This window comes from Levilactobacillus paucivorans (assembly GCF_001437125.1).
In the GTDB taxonomy this organism is placed as follows: domain Bacteria; phylum Bacillota; class Bacilli; order Lactobacillales; family Lactobacillaceae; genus Levilactobacillus; species Levilactobacillus paucivorans.
On record NZ_JQCA01000115.1, the window covers coordinates 1 to 21,486 of the forward strand.

Sequence of the window (21,486 nt, forward strand, 5' to 3'; positions counted from 1 at the left end):
ACCACTTCTAAGAATAGATTCTTAGTGTTGCACTTGATTTGACAATTGAGGCTTTTTAAACATTGCTTATATCATACAGATTTCTGAAACCCGGGTCAATGCAAAACTAACCCAACTAGTTAAGCCGATAACGCAAATGGACATAAGGCTGGCGGTCAAGCTGGCGATAGGCACTCACCAGAAAGCCAAACTCTGCGGCCAACTGGGCATTCCGACTGCCGGGCCGCACATCCATCCCCACGACTCGCGCGCCACTCTGACGGGCCTGGCGTAGTGCATCAGCCATCAACCACTCATCAAACCACCACTGTTGGTAGGTCTTATTGGCCGAACGCGGTCGCACCGTCAACAGGTCCAGATACCACTCATCGGGCAACGCTCGGGGTGTCACCACCAGCTGCTGCGATGGAGCTACCTGCAAACGTTCAAACAACGCCGCCCACTGATTATCCAGGGTTGGTTCTACCGCAGCAGGATAACCATAGGCTACCCCGACCGCCACGCCCTGGTTCTGATAGACGCGCGCCTGGCGATAACCATAACGGAAGTTCTCCTGATGGTAACCGACAAATAACAACTGTGAGAGTTGTTCCTTGGTCAGTCGCCGCAACCGGCGCAGATGCCGCCGTTCCAACTCGTGCAACACCAGAATCGCCACCGCGTCGGCATCGACAATCGTTGCCGCTCGTAACATGGCGTCGCCCCCTAATACTTTCGCAGGAGCAACCGGTCAATCCGGTGACCCACCGTCTTGTGAATAATCATATCCGCCCGGTTGCGCGTGGGCAAAATATACTCTTCCAGATTCTTCAAATCAATGTCATGCCAGACCTGTCGTGCCTTCGCTAAGGCCACATCACGGTCGCCCGTGGCATAGGGGTAGTAATAGTTCGATGGGTCCTGGAAGGCCGTCTCTAATAGCAATTGGAAGCGTTCCAGGAACCAATCCTCAATCAGATCCGAATCGGCATCGACGTAAATGGAGAAGTCGGTAAAATCGCTAACATAAATCTGTTCATTTGTCGGCAATTGCAGGGTATTAATTCCCTCCACAATCAGAATGTCCGGATGCTCAATGTAGTCGAACTGATCCGGCACAATGTCGTAAACCTTATGGGAATACACCGGTGACTTCACCAGGGGTGCTCCCGACTTCACGGCATTTAGGAAGTGAATCAACCCGGCCATGTCGTAGCTCTCGGGGAATCCCTTGCGACTCATCAAGCCCCGCTTCTTTAGCTCTTCGTTAGAGTAGAGGAACCCGTCGGTCGTGATCAGTTGGATTCGCTGGTCGGTGAAGTAGTGATTGAGTAGCACCTCCAGCAGTCGTGCCGCGGTACTCTTACCAACCGCCACACTTCCAGCAATCCCGATAATAAAGGGAATCCGATGGGCGGGTTGTTGCAGAAAGGCCGCCTGATCACGTTGTAACTGCCGATAATGTTGGACCTGTAGCCGCAACAGATGGACCAACGGAATGTAGACATCCTGAACGTCTTGTAGCGAAATCCGGTCATTAAAGGCCTTGATCTGCCGCAGACTTTCCGGCGTCAGGGGCAACGTCGCGCGGTCGGCGAAACCTTGCCACTCATCGCGCGAAAACGCATTGTAATTAATGGGGTCACTCATAATAACACCTCAACCTTACTCTGAAATAATTAGTCATATTATACCGCAACTTCACCCCATTTGCCTCGTTTCGCCCACGCTACTAAACGCCCTAGAAAAGCCAAAAGAGCCGTACCCCTCGGCACGACTCCTCGTCTTTAAATGGTTTCGTATTCATCTTCCGGAATTCCAGCTACTAATGGTGAACGTTCCGCCACCGCAATCAGACTGAGCCGGTGCATGGCACGGGAACAGATCGTGTAGAGCAACTGCCGTTCATCCTCAGCCGCATAGCGACTCGCCGAAGCCTGCCAAACAATGACAGCATCGAACTCGAGTCCCTTTGCCAGGAAGGATGGCACCACAATGACGCCGGGTGCCAGTCGTTGGTTTTCGGACTGAATCAGTGTGACCGCCACGTCCTGGGCCTTGAGTTCTTCGGTCAAGCGCCGACAGTCTTCGAGATCCTTGCCGATAATGGCCGTGGTTTCGTCCTCAGCATTGTTGCGTTGAACCTGGGCAATCACCTTAGCAATTCCATCAGCTTCGTCACTCGCCACCGTCACCGTTGGCAACTCACCCTCACGGTCAAAGGCCGTCACAGCCTCCCCGTTCTTCAGGATGTGCTTGGTGAAATCAGTCACCTGTTGGGTTGACCGATACGACTGGGTCAACTGAACCACCTTGGTCTTATCGGGGTCAAACATCGTACTCAACTCCTGCAGGAGCGTGCGACTATTTTCCTTGGTGAAGATCGCTTGATTCAAATCTCCCAACATGGTGAAACGGGCCCGTGGAAAACTGAATTTCAGGAAGGCCAGTTGAAAGGCATTGTAATCTTGAATTTCATCCAAGAAGACGTAGCGCATGTTCCGCTCGCCTTCCTTACCCGTCATCTTATCGTAGAGGTACAGGTATGGGGTGGTGTCGACCAGCTGCATGTGCCGTTCCTTTAACTTCTCAATGGTTTCGTCCACACTGGCCTGCCAATCGGCGGTCGTGATGTGGAAGTCGTTGAGGTCGATGCGGTTCGGCATATCCCGTAGCATGTGCACGTATTGCGTGTTGATGCTCAGAAAACGGGCCCGCACAATGGCCTTACGAATGGGATCGAAGGCCTTCATGACAACCTTCCGAGCCAAGAATTGAAATTCCTTGTCGGCGGATTCGAACTCCCGGGGGTCATCCCCATAGAGGGCGTTCAACTGTTCACGGTCGAGGTCCTCAATGGTTTCTTCCACCCACTTGGTCCGCATCTCACTGGAAATCCGGCGATTTAGAATTCGGATCAGGGCTTCCTTAGTCGCCTGTAATCGGTTGGCCAGGTGATAGTTCCGGTTAAAGCCATAGTAGATTTCTTCAATTTTCTCTTTGTCGATGAACACCTTGTCCTTGAACTTGATGTTGCGGAAGACCATGTCGCGGCCCTCCAGATGATCGGCATAGTTGGTCACCGCATCGAAGAAAGTCAGGCTCCCCTTCAACCGACTGATTCGGTTTTGAATAGGGGTATTAACCTCGCCAAACCGCTGGGCCAGCGTCTCGACCTCAATCTTAGGCAACCGCCGACCAGCGTACTGGTAGTACGTCATCTGGACCATGTTGTGTTCCCCTAATTCGGGCAGCACCTGGTCAATATAGTCATTAAAGAGTTGATTGGGTGAAAAGAGCATCACTTGTCCGGCATTCAAGTGTCCTCGATACCGATATAACAGGTAAGCCACCCGTTGAAGGATCGCCGCCGTCTTCCCGGAACCCGCGGCCCCCTGAACGAACAGGAGATCGGAGTGGGTATCCCGGATAATTCGGTTTTGTTCCTTTTGAATCGTCGTCACGATACTCTTCATCTTGGTATCGGAGTGTTCACTCAGCGCCGACAATAACATCTGGTCGGTCACCGTTTGGTCCGTATCATAGAGGGTGACGATCGTTCCATCCTCAATCTGAAATTGTCGTTTTAACTGAACGTCCACGGTCTGTTCCCCATCGGGCGTCTGATAGCTGACGTTACCCAGTTCCCCATCATAGTAAATGCTGGAGATCGGGGCCCGCCAATCGTAGACCAGGAAGTGATCCGGGGTATCTGAGAATGACCCCAGCCCAATATAAATGGTTTCAGGCTTAGCGGTTGGGCCTTCTTGAAAATCGATTCGGGCGAAGTAAGACTTATCCTCCAACCGTTTTAGGGTACTGAGTTCCGTCGTGGCATGTTGCCAACTGTTCTGACGTTCCGCCAGTAACTGTTGTTGTTGCCGCACGGACAGCGCCGTTTCCAATAATCCTTCATAACTGTCGGTCTTGATTCGCAAGTCATTGACGAAGTTTTTCCGGATACCGGCTTCATCACCCTCCGCGGAATCAATCCGTTTCTTGGCGGCAGTCTCAGCGACCTTAATCTTCGCGATGACTGCGTCTAAATGCTTCTGCTCTTGGGCCTTAATTGAATCTGGCAAGCCAATCCCTCCTCGAATTAACCGGACAAACTGTATGTGAAACGCTTAATAATTCGACTTACCATTTTACACGTCTTCCCCTTATAAAGAAAGGAATGTGATTGCTTTAAGTCAGTTAGTTTCCCCTATCTTTGGTATACTTGAGGGGATATTTTTCGGAGGTGAAACAATGGATCAAGTTTCTCTATTAATTATTTTAACTGCCGCATTAGTGACCCCCTTAGTGATGGCCAAATTCAAGCTCACCGTCTTACCAACGGCCGTCGTTGAAATCCTCGTCGGGATCTTACTGGGACCCAGCATTCTAAACGTCGTGCATGCTAATTCAACCCTAAATTTACTGTCCAACACCGGGGTCATCTTCCTAATGTTTCTAAGTGGGATGGAGATTGATTTCAGTCTCTTCAACCGCCGGAAACGTCCGCAGACCCCACTAGCGGCTAAGGTCGCTGGCAAAGCACCGAAGTACTCGCCGGTCTTCATCGCCATCAGTAGCTATGCGGCGATTGCTGTCAGTGCCCTATTGCTGGGCTTCATTTGCCGCTGGACCGGTTTGTTCAAGGATCCTTGGCTCGCCGCCATTATCTTCATGACCATTTCGCTTGGAATTGTCATCGCAACCCTCAAGGAAAAGGAACTCCTCAGTAAGCCCTTTGGTCAAACCGTCCTGTTGATCGCGGCTCTTGGGGAAATCATCCCCCTGTTCGCCCTGACCATCTACGCCTCAATCTTTGGCAAGAGCGGCAAGTCTCTGTGGCTTCTCCTACTGGTCTTCCTAGCTGCTGGAGTGCTCTTCCGGCGTTTCAAGCCATTCTTTAGCTTCTTTGAGAGCATCAACAAGTCCACCACCCAACTGGATATCCGGCTGGCCTTCTTCCTCATCTTCAGCATGGTGGTCATCGCCGAATCCGTGGGCGCCGAAGGAATTCTCGGGGCTTTCGTGGCGGGGATTGTCATGAAGCTCCTGCAACCGCAAGAAGACACGCGGACTCGTCTGGATGGGATCGGCTACGGCTTCTTCATCCCGATCTTCTTCATGATGAGTGGCGCTGGCCTGAATCTACGAACCTTGCTAGCTTCACCGGCCACGCTCCTGTTGATTCCCGCCTTCTTTGCGGCCTATCTCTTAGCCAAGGCGGGCGTCTACTTCTGCCTCCGTCTGCGTTTCAAACGAGGCAATGCCTTTGCCGGGATGGCTATCAATAGTGCCACCATCACGATGGTCCTGGCAGTCTTACAAGTGGCAAAAACCATGAAGGTCGTCACCACCCAACAGTCTGGTGCCTTCTTACTGGCTGCCATTTTGACCTGTGTCTTAGGACCGCTGTTGTTTAACACCGGCTACACTGCTGAAGCCGAGGACCTGAAGAAGTCCACGGTGCACTTTATTGGCACCAACCTCCTCACCGTACCCGTGGCCCAGCAGTTAACCCAGGATCGCTACGATATCACGATGTACACCAACAAGGAAACGAACTTCAAGACCTACAACTCCGAGGTCAACGTTCACCTGTTGGATTCACTGGAAACCCAATACGTCGAGGACCAAGACGTCTTCGACGCTGACATCGTGGTCTTAGGCCACCTCAATGCCACCAAAAATTACGAGTTGGCTAAATCCGCTAAGGCCTACGGGGTTACCCGCGTCATCGTTCGTTTCGAAGATCGTAACGTCCTCGACGAACGGGAAGACGAACTCAAGGAACTGGGTATTGAAGTCTACAACACGCCTAACGTCAACATTGCCATGTTACGTAGCCTGATCGAAACCCCAACGACGCTACGCCTGTTGACGTCTTCCACTTCGGCTGTCTACGAAGTTGCCCTGCGCAACCGCCGGTACACCAACCAGGCCATTCGCAGCTTGCCATTTGTCGGGAACATCACCATCAGTCAGATCTTCAGAAACGGTCACTTCGTTCGACCAACTGGGGCGACAACCTTGAAATTTAACGACCGGATCATCTTCACCAGTAGTCCCGAGACGGCTCGTGAAATTCGGCGCGAACTAGGCATTCTCAACTAGAACTGCTAAAATAAAAGTAATTAAGTTTAAAGGAGAGATGACATGGCGACAGTTGAAATCTATTTGGTCCGTCACGGCCAAACCTATCTGAACAAGTACAATCGCATCCAAGGGTGGTCCGACTCCCCACTCACGGAAAAGGGTATCGCGGATGCCCAAAACGCCGGTAAACGGCTGGCTAAGGTACCTTTCGCCGCTGCCTACGCGAGTGACACCACCCGGGCCAGCAACACGGCCAAGGAGATCCTGGCGCGCAATGTCAGTGCCCTGAACCAGCCAACCATTATGCCAGCCTTTCGGGAAGAGAACTTCGGTTTCTTCGAAGGACTCGACACCAGTTTCACCTGGCACACGTTGGGCAGTCCTATGGGTCTCGATGACTTTAACGAAATGATTGCCAGTCTCACCATTGAGAGGACCAAGGACCTCTTCAAGGCCAACGATCCTTACGGTGATGCCGAAGACAACCAGGAATACTGGGCTCGATTACAACCCGGTCTGGACCATGTCGTGGCCAATGCTAGTGACGGTGACCGCGTCTTGATCGCCACTCACAGTACAACCATTCGGAGTATTGTGTCCAAGTTCTCCGACGTTGATGTCTCGGTTCCCGTAGCCAACGGGAGTATTACCAAGCTGACCGTGACCGATGGCAAGTATCGCGTCGATGACTATAATAATACTGAAGGACCGATTGCCTAGGTCTAAACTGAGTTGGAATTGAGTTGAGACTTGGCCGCCTGCGGCTAAGATCGAACATTCAGTACTATTTAGTTAAACAATTCAGAATAACTGAAATAGCCTCATTCCAAACAAATGGGCTCTAGAATATTGGGTGTTGATGGAAATCCATCAACACCCAATAATTCTAGAGCCCTCTTAGTAAGAGGTGATTGGGGGTACTTTTTTGATGTGCCGTTTTAAGAGGCTGAATTTCCAAGGGACTTTGGTTGACCACTAAGGCATCGGATAGTTTAAAATATTGAACATAGGACTGGTATGGTCGATTGTAACGAATTAAAATTTACAAGGTAACTTCCTCGTGCAGGATACGACGACGCTAGAATGGGAGCGATGAGCAAACAATGAAAAAAGTATTGTTAGTTGAAACGAACGTGACGCGCTATCAAGGAACAACGGACCCGACTGGTTTGTGGTTAGGCGAAGCGGCTGAGTTTGTGGATGAAATGAATCAGGACGGGATCGCGGTTGATTACATGAGTCCTAAGGGCGGATTCGTTCCGCTAGACCCACGGAGCATGAAGTATACGGACGATACGATTATGCGCATTTATGAAGATTCCGATTTTATTGAACGGGCGTTGAAGAATACGTTGCGACCAGATCAAGTAACCCCCGGTGATTATGCTGCTATTTACTACACGGGCGGTCACGGGGTCATGTGGGATTTTCCGGATGACCCTAACTTGCAACGTTTAGCCATGGCAATCTACGATAACGGCGGCTACATTAGCTCGGTGTGTCACGGAATTGCCGGGTTGTTGAATTTAAAAGACGCGCAGGGAAAGTACCTGATTGCGGGTAAGCAGATTACCGGTTTTACGACGGCTGAAGAAAGAATTGCTGGTAAAAAGTCGGTTGTCCCATTTTTGAATCAGCAGGTCGCTGAAGCTCACGGCGCGCACTTTATGAAGAAGCGTTTTTACAGCGAATACGCGGTTAAAGATGGCCGGTTATTAACGGGTCAAAATCCATTTTCTGTACGGGCAGTGGCAAAACTACTGCTGAATGAACTGCAACACTAATCAAGATTAATCTAATATTTGATGGATCTAGGATTAATGAACTATAAATGGAATGAGGCTATTTTTATGGAGCGACGAATCACTCCTCACAACAAACGTAATATCACATGTCTTTTACTTATGATATCGCCCTTCCAAAAAGTCCCGCAATGGCAACGTAAAGTCCCCGGTCATGACCAGACTGCCGAAGTCGGCCGTCACCATCTGCTTATCTTGGTGTAAAGCGAGCTTAACAGCCCACTTCGGGTCAAACAAGAGCTGTTGCCCTACCGCAACCAAGTCGGCTTCCTGGAGGACATTAGCGACATCCTGTCGGGTGCGGACGCCGCCGACCCCGACCAATGGGATTTGACCTTTTAAGGCGTCATACATGTAGGCCATCATTGATTTATCCTGATAGTCGGTTCCTCTGGCCACTCGATCGTAATTGCCGAGGGAAACGTGAATGTAATCCAATGGGAATTCCTGCAACTGTGTCAGGAGATATAGCGTGTCAGCGAACCGGATTCCCGGGTTTTCGAATTCTTCCGGAGAGAGGCGATAACCAACGATGAACGGCCGGTCAGCTGTCTCCTTGACTGCCACCAAGGTACGCTCAATCACGCGCCGAATAAAGGCCGCTCGCTGCGTGCGGTCACCACCCCATTTGTCGGTCCGTCGGTTGGAATGTGGTGAGAAGAACTGCTGGAGCAGATAGGTATTAGCTCCATGAAGCTCAACGCCATCAAAGCCAGCTACGATAGCCCGCTTCGTCGCCTCACCAAAGTCTCGAATAATCCTTTCGATCTCGGCATCCGTCAGTTCTCGCGGGGTCTCGGCCTCTGGTCGTTCGGCAGCCACTGCGCTGGCCGAGACGGGCTGCTCGCCAGATAAGGTTGCTCGTGAAGTCATTCGTCCAGCGTGGAAGATCTGCAAGATGGCTTTGGCCCCTTGACCCTGGATCGCGCTGGCCAAGTCGTGAAGCCGCGGGATCATGTCATCGCTGGCCACGCTCAACTCACCGGGCCAGCCCTTGCCACCCGCCTGAACGTTAGCCGCCCCAGTGATCACGGCCCCTAGTCCTTGTGACCGTTCCTGATAATAGGCGATTTCATCTCGTGTAACCTGACCATCAAAGAAACTCTGCCGCGTCGTCATCGGCGACATCATCAGCCGATTCTTCAGTGTCACGCCCGACCGTAAACGCAGCTTTTCCGAATATTCTGTCATGCGAAGTCCTCCTCAATTACAATAGATCTTGATCCCATTGTACCGAAACCAACACGACAGTAAAAACATTCGGTTCACAAAAAAGCACCAAGGAGGGTGACAATCGTCACACCCCTTGATGCTTTTTGAATTTACACTGTTGAAACGTGTGTTAGCAGGCAGTCGACTCCGCTTAAACCTGGTAATCAACTAATCCAGAACCAGGATTACTTAATTACCAGCCTTAATGCTCGATGACTAACTGCCTGCTATTACACGCTGTCTTTTAATCTTGAATCAACGATGCCTCATGTGCCCGTTGGGTGTACATGTCGATCTCGTCATCGGCCGCACGGACCCAGTGACGTGGTGCGATTTCAACCAAGTGACGTTCTTTGCCGTCATTTTCTTGGCCCCCATCGTAGGCAATCTCTTGACGCGCCCGTTCGAACTCAGGGTCCGGCACGGGAACGGCTGACAAAAGACTCTTGGTGTAGTCATGCAGGGGGTGGGCGTAGATTTCGTCAGAATCGGCGATCTCTAACATCTGGCCATAGTGCATAACGCCAATTCGATCGGAGATGTACTTCACCATGGACAAGTCATGGGCAATGAACAGGTACGTTAAGCCCTGTTCACGTTGAAGTTTCTTCATCAGGTTAACCACTTGGGCTTGAATCGACACATCCAAAGCGGAGATCGGTTCATCGGCAATGACGAACTTTGGCTTTACCGCCAAGGCTCGGGCAATCCCGATCCGTTGCCGTTGCCCACCGGAGAATTCATGGGGATAACGACTAGAGTGGTCCTTATTCAACCCAACGGTTTCCAACAGGTCCTCGACCTGCTTGGTTCGGTCATCATCGTCCTTAGCCAGATTGTTAATATCAATCCCTTCGGCGACGATATCCTTAACCTTCATCCGTGGATTCAGAGAAGCATAAGGATCTTGGAAGATCATTTGCATCTCTTGACGAAAGTCACGTTTTTCCTGCTTACTGGTAAAGGAATCAACGTTCTTACCGTCAAATAGAATCTCACCGGACGTGGGTTCGTAGAGGTGAATGATGGCGCGTCCAGTCGTGGTCTTACCAGAACCGGATTCCCCGACAAGTCCAAAGGTCTCGCCTTTGTAGATATCGAAGGAAATGTCATCAACCGCGTGAACTTCGTCGGATTTACCCACGTTGAAGTACTGCTTGAGGTGCTTGACCTCGAGGATTTTTTCGGCATTTTCGTAGTCCATTATTGCTGTTCCTCCTCTTCTTCAACTGGCCCAGTCGTTTGCTGTGCTTGCGCCAAGGCTTGTTGCATCTTTGCGTACTTCTCTTGTCGTTCGACAATCTGAGCGGGTGGCGTCACTTTAGGTGCATCCGGATGGAGCAACCAGGTAGCCGCATAGTGGGTATCAGAAACCTTAAAGAATGGTGGTTCCTGTTCCGTATCAATCTTCAACGCATACGCGTTACGAGCCGCAAAGGCATCCCCAGTTGGTGGATCCAATAGGTCGGGTGGCGTTCCTGGAATGGAAGGCAACTCATCACCGCTGGAATCCAACGTGGGCATCGAGCTCAGTAAGCCCCACGTGTAAGGGTGCTTTGGGTTGTAGAAGATTTCATCAACGGTCCCGTATTCCACGATTTTACCCGCGTACATAACGGCTACTCGGTCAGCCATCCCCGCCACAACTCCGAGGTCATGGGTGATGAAGATGATTGACGTCGAAATCTTATCTTGCAATTCCTTCATCAAGTTCAGAATCTGCGCTTGAATCGTCACGTCCAAAGCGGTCGTGGGTTCATCGGCAATCAGAACTTCTGGATAGTTGATGAGGGCAATGGCAATCACAATCCGTTGCCGCATCCCACCAGAGAATTGGTGCGGATAGTCATTGATTCGGCTTTCGGCATCGGTGATTCCAACCAGCTTCATCATTTCCAGAGCTTGCGCCCAGGCTTTATCTTTTTTCATACCCTTGTGAACCATGAGGGGTTCGGCGATCTGCCGGCCAATCTTCATGGTGGGGTCAAGCGATGTCATGGGATCTTGGAAGATTTCGGCAATGTCTTGTCCCCGAATTCCTTCCATTTCCTTCTCACTCTTCTTGAGTAAGTCTTGACCCTTGTACATAATGCTACCACTGGCAATGTCGGCGTTGCTGGCATTCAAGCCCATGATCGTCCGCGTTGTCACGGACTTCCCGGAACCGGATTCCCCAACAATCGCTAGGGTCTCCCCTTTCCGTAAATCAAAGCTCACGTTACGAATAGCCTTAACGTCACCGGCATAGGTCTTAAAGTTCACTTGTAAGTTACGAACCTCTAAAATGTTGTTTTCGTTATCCATGACGTTATTTCACCTACTCTTTCGTGCGTGGGTCGAATGCATCCCGTAACCCGTCACCCAGAAGGTTAAAGGCTAACATGATGATACATAGGACCAAGGCTGGCCACCACATCTGGTAAGGCAAGAACTGGAAGTTCTTTTGCCCATCGTTCAACAGGGTCCCGAGGGAAGCCTGTGGTGAAGAAATCCCGATCCCAATGTAGGACAAGGTTGCTTCGAAGAAGATGGCACTTGGAATGGTGAACATCGTGTTGATGATAATGACACTCGAGAGGTTTGGCAACAGATGCTTGAAGGCAATCTTTAAGGAACTTTCCCCCAAGGTTCGCGCCGCCAAAATGTATTCTTGTTCCTTAATCTCCAACGTTTGCGCTCGGACGAGTCGGGCCATGTTGGTCCACGACGTCAACGCGATCGCGATGATAATCGACAGCATCCCGGGCTTTAAGATCAGGATTAACAGGACGATAACCACCAAGTTAGGGATAGACAGGATGATTTCAATGACCCGCTGCATGAAGGTATCCACGCGGCCACCCTTCCAACCGGAGAAGATCCCGTAGGTCACCCCGATGGTCAGGTCAAACAACGTTGCCACTAAGGCAATAATCAGAGAAATCCGTGTCCCGTAGAGTACCCGAGAGAGCAAGTCACGACCTAAGTAGTCAGTTCCCATCAAGTAGTGGGCACCGGTAGCCCTGGCCTGCTTGTAGGCGTCGATCCGTTGACCGGCTTGAACTAACGTCCCATTAAAGCCGTTAATGCCGATGCCAGGAATCTTAGACGGCAAGTTAGCATACTCTGGATGAACTTGGTTCGGATCATGTGGTGAAACGACGGCTGAGCCAAAAGCGAAGAGGAAGATCAACGCCAAGAGAATCAAGGATACCCAAGCACCCTTGTTCTTCTTGAGTCGACGCCAAGCATCTTGCATAAATGTCAGTGAAGGCGCCGCGATCTTTTCGCTATCTAACGCAGCTCGATCGTCGGCCGACATTGGCTTGAAGCTATCTGCTGGAAGTTTTGCTGTATCTGCCATTTATTTACCTCCTAGTTAGCTTTCCCTGTGAGTCGAATCCGTGGATCAGCGATTCCGTAAAGGATATCGGTGAACAACAGGACGACACACAGCATGAATGAATAGATAATGGTTAAGTCCATGATGGTTGGGTAGTCATTGGTCAAGACGGACTTGACGAATTGTTCCCCAATCCCGGGGATGGAGAAGATGTTTTCCACAACCATGGACCCGGTCATGATATTAACCGCTAAAGGCCCCACAATGGTAATTAGCGGAATCAGACTGTTTCGTAAGGCATGGTGGTAGATAACCCCCATCCGGCTGAGCCCTTTGGCTTTTGCCAGTTCAATGTAATCAGAACTAAGTACGTCAACCATTTCCGTTCGAACGAACCGCGCCGATTCGGCTAACGGTGTCGCGCCTAACGCCAAGGTTGGGAGCACCGTGTAGATGAAGCCACCCCATTCGGCGATTGGGAAGAGCTGAGCCTTTAACCCCAAATAGTATTGGAGTAAGACCGCAAGAACGAAGGAAGGAATTGAAATCCCCAGAATTGACACCACCGTAGTGGTCGTATCAACCCAAGTGTTTTGCCGCATAGCTCCGATGGCGCCAATCAGAATTCCTAGAACAACCCCAACAACCATGGCTTGCAGCCCAATCTGTAAGGATGGTCCGATCCGACTAGAAAGCAGGTAGGATACGGGTTGATCGCTGAATTGGAAGGACGTTCCAAAGTCTCCTTTGACAGCCCCTGCTAAGTAAATCAGGTATTGCTGCCATTCTGGCTTATCCAAACCGTATTGCTTGTAGATTAAGGCAATTTGGCTCTGTGAGAGCTTGGCTTGGTTGGTCAGGGGGGTCCCTGGTAACAACTTCATCAGGAAGAATGTGACGGTAATAACGATGAATAAGGTCAGGATCAGATAAAAGATCCGCTTTGCTAGGTACTTTGCCATTTGTTTACCTCTCAATCAGTAGACTTATTCGTTACCGTTAAGTTGTTAAGCTTAACAAGAATTAGATGAAAACAACAAGACGATAAATGATTGCTAAATATCGAAAAGTAAGGACTAACAGTCTCGTTAATCCTTACTCCCCGATGAAACTATCACGATTGGTTCTATAACGTAATGACTAATTTAAATGAAATTATTTGGCAATGTATGCTTTACTGAAGTCCCAGTTAGCGCCGGTTGGGAAGTAGATAACACCCTTGACGTTGGATTTAACCAGTTGTGATTTCCCTTGTTGGTACAGTGGGATGATCCCTTGGTCCTTCAATAACGTCTTCTGAGCGTCTACCAAGTCGGTCCAACGTGCGGCTTCGTTGTTAGCGTCCTTGCCATCAGCAGCGGCAATATCCTTGTCGTATGAAACATTGATCCATTTCCCACGGTTGTAGGAATTGGTCTTGGTGAACATTTCCAGGAAGGAGATAGCATCTGGGTAATCAGCACCCCAGCCAGAAACAACGGCTTGGAACTGACCGTTTTCAGAACGGCTCAACCGCGTCTTGAATGGGAGACTTTGGTTGGTAACCTTGATGTTACCTAACTTCGACCATTGACTTTGAACGAATTCCAAGGTGTTCTTAGCAGCTGGCGTATCGTCAGCCGTTAACGTTAAGTCGTAGCTTGAACGACCAGTTTCCTTCAAGGCTTCTTTCCAAAGCTTTTTGGCTTTGGTCAAATCAGTGGAGGTGGCTTCTGGAACGGCGGCAGCGGTGTTGAAGTCCTTACCCTTGTATGACATCAACCCAGTTGAGACCAAGCCCTTAGCTTCTGAGGAGCCATCGGCTAAGACCTTGTTCACAAATTGTTTCCGGTTGATCGCCAGTGATAAGGCTTGACGGGCCTTCTTGTTCTTCATCATGGTGTCTTTCCGTTGGTTCAATTCAATGTAGAACGTCGAAGCCCCCTTCCGTTCAACGTATTGTTTATCGTGCTTGTAGTTCTTTGGTTGTTGACCACTCAAGTAAGTGGCATCCAGTTTACCGCTTTGGTATTGACTCAAAGAGGTTTGTGGATCCTTCACCGTCTTAAAGTTGATCTTCTTTAGTTTAACATTCTTTGCATTCCAGTACTTACTGTTTTTACTTAACGTCCAATTATCTGACGTCCCAGTCCAGTAGGTTAACTTGAAAGGTCCGTTGTAGACGTTGTCTTTCGCGTTCGTGGCGTACTTTTTACCGTACTTCTGAACGACCGTCTTGTTCTGTGGGAAGAACATTGGACTAGCGGCTAAGGATGGGAAGTAATCCGTTGCCTGCGTCAATGTCACAACCAACTTGTAATCGCCAACGGCTTTGACCCCTAAGCTAGAAACAGCTTTTTTACTGGTCATGATTTCATTGGCATTTTTAACGGGTGCATACATGTAGGCGTATTGCGAAGCCGTTTTGGGGTTCACCGTGCGTTGCCAGGCATAAACGAAATCTTTGGCGGTAACTTTGTCCCCATTGCTCCAGTTAGATTTACGTAAATTGAAGGTGTAGGTTTTACCATCTTTAGAGACCTTATAGCTCTTGGCAACCCCAGGGTGAACTTTACTGTTCTTACCGAACCGTAACAGTCCTTCATTGGTGTTGTTTAAAGTTTCTCCAGAAACCACGTCAGTTGCTGTAGCAGAATCCATAGATGGTAAAGCCGAAGCTTCCATCCAATTTAACGTTTGTTTACTTGCTTCACTTGAACTGCTCGACGATGACCCACAGGCCGCAAGGATTACTGCGGCGAAAGTAGCCACCGTCCCCAGTTTGACTGCTGATTTGACTTTCATAAATCCAACCCCTTTACGTGTAGTTGTGAAATAAATTGATAGCCTCAAATTTGATGTTTCCAATTGTATATTAGAATACGATTAAAATCAATGCTAAATATTAATTTAGATTAACGAACTACTTGCAAATGCCGGTTTAATAGCCTTTAAAATGGCAAATTAAAATTAAATTACACATTTTTCTCATATTCGGATAACGCTTTGGTAACGGTTTCATCAGTTTCTTCCTATTATAGGTTAAGTATTTAACCCGTTGCGTCGCCTCCATTACTTCATTAGCTTGAGACCTAAAAAAGGTGGGAACCAGCACATATGCTGATTCTCACCTTTCAGGCTTAATCTTTACTTGCTAATGTAGGCTCTACTGAAGTCCCAGTTAGAACTTACTGGGAAGTAGATAACACCCTTGACGTTAGACTTAACCAATTGTGGCTTCCCACTTTGAGCGACTGGAATGATCCCTTGGTCCTTCAAAAGAATCTTCTGGGCATCAATCAAGTTCTGCCAACGAGCGGCTGGCTTGTTCGCATTCTTCGTGGTAGCTTCGTCAATCAACTTGTCATATTGACTGTTCTTCCAACGACCATCGTTGTAAGTGTTGTCGGACGTGAACAGTGACAGGTCGGTGATTGGGTCTGGGAAGTCGGCCCCCCAAAGGGTCACAACGGCTTGGAAGTCCCCTGAAGCAGAACGAGACAAACGCGTCTTGTAAGGAATGTTGGCATTCGTGACCTTCAAACCAGACAACTTCGACCATTGACTCTGAACGTATTCGGTCGTGCTCTTTCCTTCAGGTGTGTCGTCGGCCGTTAAGGTCAGGTCATAACTCTTGCGACCCGTTTCCTTCAAGGCTTCCTTCCACAACTTCTGAGCCTTAGCAACGTTGTGTTCAGTAGCGGCTGGAATCGTCCCTTGCTGGGCGAAGTCCTTGCCATTACGGATAGCTAACCCACTGGTAACGATACCAGTAGCCACCTTTGACCCATCGTCGAGAACCTTGTTGACGAATTGGCTACGGTTGAGCGCAAGTGACAGAGCCTGACGGGCCTTGACATTTTGCATCATGCTATCCTTGCGTTGGTTCAGTTCGATGTAAGAAACTCGAGAACTGTTCCGGGCATGGTATTCCTTATCGTGCTTGTAATTCTTTGGTTGTTGACCACTCAAGTAGATGGCGTCGAGCTTACCACTCTGGTATTGACTCAGTGCCGTCTGCGGATCCTTAACCGCGTTAAACTTGATCTTATGTAACTTCACGTGCTTAGCGTCCCAGTACTTGCTGTTCTTGGAAAGGGTCCAGTTATCGGAAGTCCCCGTCCAGTAGCTCAGTGTGAATGCCCCGTTGTAGACGTTATTCGCAGCGGTCGTGGCGTACTTCTTACCATACTTTTGAACGACGCTTTGGTTTTGCGGGAAGAACGCGGTCTGAGCAACCAACGTTGGGAAGTAGCTAACGGGATGGGTCAAGGTAACCTTAACCTTGTAATCCCCTTCAGCCTTAATTCCTAAGGTGGAGACAGCCTTCTTGCCCTTCATAATGGCGTTGGCATTCGCAACATCAGCGTATAAGTAGGCGTATTGTGACCCCGTCTTCGGGTTTACAGTGCGTTGCCACCCATAAACGAAATCTTTTGCGGTAACCTTGTCCCCATTACTCCAGTTAGACTTCCGGAGATTAAACGTATACGTCTTGCCATCCTTGGACTTACTATAGCTCTTAGCGACACCTGGGTGTGTGCTACTGTTTTTCCCAAACTTCAGTAGACCTTCACCAGTGTTGTTAAGCGTTTCACCGGAAACCACATCGGTTGCCAGTGAGCTATCCATGGTGGGTAAAGTAGAACTTTCCATCCAAGTTAAGGTTTGATCCTTGGCCTGGCTGGCACTGCTCGAGGAGTTCCCACAACCTGCTAATGAAACTGCAGCAAGTGTGGCAACGGCTCCTAACGTAATTAATGACCTAGCCTTCATACTAATTCCGACCCCTCTCAATCTTTCATTTCCTCTCGACGTAAACGTCAGGACTCATTGTAGATTATAAAACGGTGAGAATCAACATGTTTTTTTAATTAATTTAATTTACTGGCAAAAAATCAACCGGATTTTCCCCTGCATGTTATACTCAACACAAGGACTTTAAGAGGAGGTCATCTCATGGAAGAAACCCCACGAACACCCGTTATTACGATTGGATTAAACGCTGGTCAGGCCACGTTTGACTACTCAATGACGGAACTTAAAAACTTAGTCGAAGCCAATAACATGACAGTGGTTGAGGAGATTCAACAATCACTCACCAAACCAAATCCCGGAACTTATTTCGGGACTGGGAAAGTTGAAGAATTGGCCGAGATTGTGGCGGATGACGAAGTCAATATCGTCATCGTCAATGACGAACTGACCCCAAGTCAGATTCGTAACTTGGAGAACGGCACCAAGGCCCGCATCATTGACCGGACCGGCCTTATTCTCGAAATTTTCGCTAACCGGGCGCAGTCCCGTGAAGCCAAGCTTCAGGTACAACTGGCTATGCTCCAATACCAGTTACCTCGCCTGCACACCAGCGCCTCACAGCGACTGGACCAACAGACCGGTAGCGGTGGTGGCGGTGGCTTCACCAACCGTGGTTCCGGTGAATCTCAGACTGAAATGAGTCGGCGGACCATTCAACGGTCCATCAACCACGTCAACCACGAACTCAAGGAAATCAATCAGGCCGCGGCGACCCAGCGGCAACAACGGGAACGCAACCAACTGCCTTCCGTGGCCTTGGTTGGTTACACCAACGCCGGCAAATCAACGTTGATGAACGCCTTGGTTCGTAAATTCGGAAAAAACGAAGACAAACAGGTCTTCGTTAAGGACATGCTGTTCGCAACGCTGGATACCAGTGTGCGGCAACTGGTCTTCCCCGACCAAAAGAAAATGTTGTTGAGCGATACCGTTGGATTCGTGAGCCAGTTGCCAACGCAACTGGTCAAGGCCTTCCGTTCAACGCTTGCCGAAGCGGCCAATGCTGACCTCTTGATTCAAGTCGTCGACTACGCCGATGCCAATAAGGAATCAATGATGGCCACAACTGAGAAGACTTTAACGGACATCGGGGTGACCGATGTGCCGATGATTACCGTCTTCAACAAGGCTGACCTGACCGAAGCCACTTACCCAACCCGGGCTGGTGACCAGTTGGTTCTCTCGGCGCTGGATGATGCTTCCTTGGATCTGTTGGTTCAAGCCATCAAGGAAAAGGTCTTCCACAACTACGTCACGGCTAACTTCCTCATCCCCTTCTCTGAGGGTGAAGTGGTCTCCTATCTCAACGAACATGCCCATGTCTTGAGCACGGACTACGTCGAGGATGGGACAGCCATCAAAGTTGAACTCCAACAGGCTGACTTTGACCGTTTCAAGAAATTCGTTGTTACCGAAGAACACAGCTAAACTTGTTTTGTGAGCCATCCTGGCATCTGCTGGGGTGGCTTTTCTTTTACTCAATCGCGTTTAGGGGTGTGCTAAGACAATCAGCTAATCTCCAAGATTCGGCAACTGTGGCGGAGTTACTCGCCTTACCGGCCGGTAGCTAGGGGCTGGAACGGTGCGAACACAACTTGAAGCCTCGAAACCCACGAGTCTCCAAGCTTGGTTTTCTCCTAAGCCAGCGAGAAGGCCACTCACTGACTAAGGAGAACGACGCGCCTGAGCCCCTATCTGCCGTCCTCACGGCTTAGGTGGAAGCACCAAGTCAACTCCAGGGGGAAGTCCTTTCAGTTAGTCATCGTAGAGTCAAGTAACCCTCCCATAACTTAAACGCCAACAAGTCACCCCAAAGCGGCGGTCCGAATGCTCAAAACGATAGTATCATTGTCTTTTATTCTTTGTCGCGGTAACGATAAATTTTAGCCGGAGGAGGCCAGGGATGGAGCCGGCCGTGGAGGTGGTGTTAGACCGAGTGGTTCTCTCGGCCTTACACCACGGGCGACTTTGAAGACTCGCGTTCTTGCGAGGCTTCAAATCGAGCGAGAAGCCCAAGGGGCTGAAGCGTCCCCACAGCAGGCGTAATCCCTGGCAGCCGCAGGCGGTCAACCTTTAAACAACATAGCAAAAAACGCCATACCGAAACCCAATCGGTATGGCGTTTAACTGTTAAGCCTGACGCTTTTCCAAGTGGCGTGCCAGCAATGATAGCAGGTAACAAACCACGAAGTACATGGCCGCAATGGCCACGAACATTGGAATAATGTAATTGGTGTTCTGCCCATAGATAATCTGGGACCGGAACAGCATTTCTGGCAAGAGGATAATCGTCGCCAACGACGTATCCTTAACCAGCGAGATGAATTGACTCACGATCGCTGGAATCATCTTCACCAAAGCTTGCGGCAAGACAATATACCAGAGTCCTTGCCAGTAGGTTAACCCATTGGCTCGAGCCCCTTCCATTTGGCCAGAATCCACGGCTTGAATCCCTGACCGCACAATTTCGGCTAGCATCGTTGATTCGAAGATGGTCATAGCCAGAATCGCCGCCGGAATAATTTCTGGCTTGACCCCCAGGTTAGGCAATCCAAAGTAGGTGAAGAACAGAATCAAAATCAGTGGCAGGTTCCGAATCACATCAATCACGACCCCGACAACGGCGGAGACGTACTTAATCTTGACGTAACGAATGACCCCTAGAATGGCCCCAATAATAAAGCTCCCGATGATAGAAATCACAGAGACTAGTAGCGTGATCCCCAGTCCGCCAAAGAGATAGCGGAGGTTGTCAGGGGAGTAGGCGTTAATAAAGTTTTGTAGCATATCTATTCTCCTCCCCTAAGCTAACCGTTTTTCCAGGTAACGCATGTAGTAACTAATTGGTAACGTGATAACCAAGTAGAGCACCCCAATAGTGGAGTATGCCGCAATGGTTTGCAGTGAACTCGAAGCAATCACGTTTCCCTGATACATCAGGTCGAAGCCACCCACGAAGGCCAGCGTCGAAGAGTTTTTAACCAGGTTAACAAATTGATTACCTAATGGCGGAATAACGTACCGGAAAGCCTGTGGTAACACGATGTAACGCATACTTTGCCAGAAGCTCAGGCCATTGGCTCGGGCCCCTTCCATTTGACCGGGATCCACAGACTTGATTCCCGCTCGCACGGTTTCGGCAATGAAGGAAGAGGTATACAACGTCAGTCCGATGGTGCCGGCGGTAAACCCGTTCATCTTGACAATGTACAGTGGGAAAACCACGAAGAAGAACATCGTGATGACCAGTAACGGAATGTTCCGGAAAATTTCGATGTAGACTCGGGCAATGCCCCGAGCAAGCTTGCTTGGAGACTCTTCAAGTAACGCGAAGAATGTCCCAATGATGAGGCTGAGAACCAAGGCAATCAGACTACACAACAGTGTCTGGCCCAGTCCATACAGGAGCGTTCCCCCGTAATTTTGAAAGATACTAATCATTCTTTAGCCGCCTCCTCGTAGTCGAAGCCCTTCACGTTGTGGAACCACTTGTGAAGCAACCGGTTATATTCTCCGTTAGCCCGGAGTTCTTTTAAGGCCTTGTTGGTCGCCTTGACGAAGTCTTGTTGGTTCTTATCAACCGCGATGCCGTAAGGTTCAGAGACGAACGTGCCACCCGTGACGACGTAGCCCGGGTTCTGGACAGACATCCCATATAAAATCCCATTATCAGTGGTTAACGCCTGGCCTTGCCCCGACTTTAAAGCCGTCATGGCTTGCGCATAGTCGGTCAACTGGAGCACCTTGGCATTCGGCGCAACCTTGGCAACATTTTCAACGGAGTCGGATCCAACCACCCCAAGGACAGTGCCCTTCTCACGGTTTAGGTCCTTCACGTTCTTAATCGAGCTGCCCTTCTTCACCAGAAGCGATTGGCCGGCAAAGAAGTAGGTGTTTGAGAAATCGACCTGTTTACGCCGCTCTGGCGTATTGGTCATCGTGGCCATAATGGCATCGATATTCCCATTCTTTAACATGGGCATCCGCGTCGAACTCGTCACTTGAATGAACTTGGCCTTGGCATGCTTACCTAGCATCTGCTTAGTTAAAGCGTTGGCCAGATCAACTTCAAAACCCTTAATCTTGCCATCCTTGGTGTCGAGAAGCCCGAACAACCGGGTATCGGCCTTCACACCCCACGTAATGGTCTTGGACTGCTGATCCGTGTGCCACACATTTCGTGACGACAACGGCTTACTCCCACAGGCCGTTACCATCACCGTGAGGACAGTCAGGGCAACCAGCAGGCCCAGACAACGAATTAATCTTTTCATTTCGATATCC

17 protein-coding genes are annotated in these 21,486 nt (G+C 49.7%); 4 read left to right on the forward strand and 13 right to left on the reverse strand.

Annotation, left to right across the window (positions count from 1 at the left end; all coding sequences use genetic code 11):
* Positions 1 to 115: 115 nt before the first annotated feature.
* The 3 genes from IV54_RS08675 to helD all read right to left on the reverse strand — a co-directional run bounded on the left by IV54_RS08675 (position 116) and on the right by helD (position 4,061).
* Positions 116 to 694 (reverse strand): hypothetical protein, encoded by a 579-nt coding sequence (locus IV54_RS08675; RefSeq protein ID WP_057878969.1) that lies wholly within the window; start codon positions 692 to 694, stop codon positions 116 to 118.
* Positions 695 to 705: 11 nt separating this feature from the next.
* Entirely contained in the window at positions 706 to 1,629 is a 924-nt protein-coding gene (gene coaA / locus IV54_RS08680) for a type I pantothenate kinase (RefSeq protein ID WP_057878970.1), read from the reverse strand.
* 137 nt (positions 1,630 to 1,766) lie between these two features.
* A complete protein-coding gene (gene helD, locus IV54_RS08685; protein ID WP_057878971.1) occupies positions 1,767 to 4,061 on the reverse strand; it encodes an RNA polymerase recycling motor HelD in 2,295 nt (764 codons plus the stop codon).
* A gap of 169 nt (positions 4,062 to 4,230) precedes the next feature.
* Between helD and IV54_RS08690 the strand changes: the two genes are divergently transcribed.
* From IV54_RS08690 to IV54_RS08700, 3 genes are all read left to right on the forward strand, one after another.
* Positions 4,231 to 6,087: a cation:proton antiporter family protein gene (locus IV54_RS08690; protein WP_057878972.1), complete on the forward strand. Its 1,857-nt coding sequence runs from the start codon at positions 4,231 to 4,233 to the stop codon at positions 6,085 to 6,087.
* A 42-nt stretch (positions 6,088 to 6,129) separates the two neighbouring features.
* The gene (locus IV54_RS08695; RefSeq protein ID WP_057878973.1) at positions 6,130 to 6,789 is read left to right on the forward strand and encodes a histidine phosphatase family protein; all 660 of its coding nucleotides are present in this window, start codon (positions 6,130 to 6,132) and stop codon (positions 6,787 to 6,789) included.
* Positions 6,790 to 7,172: 383 nt separating this feature from the next.
* On the forward strand, positions 7,173 to 7,853 hold the full coding sequence (locus IV54_RS08700; protein WP_057878974.1) for a type 1 glutamine amidotransferase domain-containing protein: 681 nt from the start codon (positions 7,173 to 7,175) through the stop codon (positions 7,851 to 7,853).
* Positions 7,854 to 7,967: 114 nt separating this feature from the next.
* Here IV54_RS08700 and IV54_RS08705 read toward each other — a convergent pair whose 3' ends face one another.
* The 7 genes from IV54_RS08705 to IV54_RS08735 all read right to left on the reverse strand — a co-directional run bounded on the left by IV54_RS08705 (position 7,968) and on the right by IV54_RS08735 (position 17,160).
* Complete coding sequence (locus tag IV54_RS08705; RefSeq protein WP_057878975.1) at positions 7,968 to 9,062, reverse strand: NADH-dependent flavin oxidoreductase; 1,095 nt, start codon at positions 9,060 to 9,062, stop codon at positions 7,968 to 7,970.
* Positions 9,063 to 9,327: 265 nt separating this feature from the next.
* Positions 9,328 to 10,287, reverse strand: coding sequence for an ABC transporter ATP-binding protein (locus IV54_RS08710; protein ID WP_083488567.1), 960 nt, complete (start codon positions 10,285 to 10,287; stop codon positions 9,328 to 9,330).
* Positions 10,287 to 11,387 carry an ABC transporter ATP-binding protein gene (locus IV54_RS08715; RefSeq protein WP_057878977.1) on the reverse strand — a complete coding sequence of 367 codons (1,101 nt, stop codon included), beginning with the start codon at positions 11,385 to 11,387 and terminating at the stop codon, positions 10,287 to 10,289. Before IV54_RS08715 ends, IV54_RS08710 begins: the two co-directional genes overlap by 1 nt.
* A gap of 13 nt (positions 11,388 to 11,400) precedes the next feature.
* Positions 11,401 to 12,426, reverse strand: a complete 1,026-nt coding sequence (locus IV54_RS08720) for an ABC transporter permease (RefSeq protein WP_057878978.1) — start codon at positions 12,424 to 12,426, stop codon at positions 11,401 to 11,403.
* Between the two features lie 11 nt (positions 12,427 to 12,437).
* A complete protein-coding gene (opp3b, locus tag IV54_RS08725) occupies positions 12,438 to 13,367 on the reverse strand; it encodes an oligopeptide ABC transporter permease (protein ID WP_057878979.1) in 930 nt (309 codons plus the stop codon).
* Positions 13,368 to 13,560: 193 nt separating this feature from the next.
* Positions 13,561 to 15,189: a peptide ABC transporter substrate-binding protein gene (locus IV54_RS08730; RefSeq protein WP_057878980.1), complete on the reverse strand. Its 1,629-nt coding sequence runs from the start codon at positions 15,187 to 15,189 to the stop codon at positions 13,561 to 13,563.
* Positions 15,190 to 15,531: 342 nt separating this feature from the next.
* The gene (locus tag IV54_RS08735; RefSeq protein ID WP_057878981.1) at positions 15,532 to 17,160 is read right to left on the reverse strand and encodes a peptide ABC transporter substrate-binding protein; all 1,629 of its coding nucleotides are present in this window, start codon (positions 17,158 to 17,160) and stop codon (positions 15,532 to 15,534) included.
* Positions 17,161 to 17,343: 183 nt separating this feature from the next.
* Between IV54_RS08735 and hflX the strand changes: the two genes are divergently transcribed.
* Entirely contained in the window at positions 17,344 to 18,630 is a 1,287-nt protein-coding gene (gene hflX / locus IV54_RS08740; RefSeq protein ID WP_057878982.1) for a GTPase HflX, read from the forward strand.
* A gap of 702 nt (positions 18,631 to 19,332) precedes the next feature.
* On the opposite strand, the gene IV54_RS08745 is transcribed toward hflX, so the two are convergent.
* From IV54_RS08745 to IV54_RS08755, 3 genes are read right to left on the reverse strand one after another with little or no spacing between them, the layout of a single operon-like run.
* A complete protein-coding gene (locus IV54_RS08745; RefSeq protein ID WP_057878983.1) occupies positions 19,333 to 19,989 on the reverse strand; it encodes an amino acid ABC transporter permease in 657 nt (218 codons plus the stop codon).
* 15 nt (positions 19,990 to 20,004) lie between these two features.
* Positions 20,005 to 20,643, reverse strand: a complete 639-nt coding sequence (locus IV54_RS08750) for an amino acid ABC transporter permease (RefSeq protein ID WP_057878984.1) — start codon at positions 20,641 to 20,643, stop codon at positions 20,005 to 20,007.
* The gene (locus IV54_RS08755; RefSeq protein WP_057878985.1) at positions 20,640 to 21,476 is read right to left on the reverse strand and encodes a transporter substrate-binding domain-containing protein; all 837 of its coding nucleotides are present in this window, start codon (positions 21,474 to 21,476) and stop codon (positions 20,640 to 20,642) included. The genes IV54_RS08750 and IV54_RS08755 overlap by 4 nt, the downstream gene beginning before the upstream one ends.
* Positions 21,477 to 21,486 lie beyond the last annotated feature (10 nt).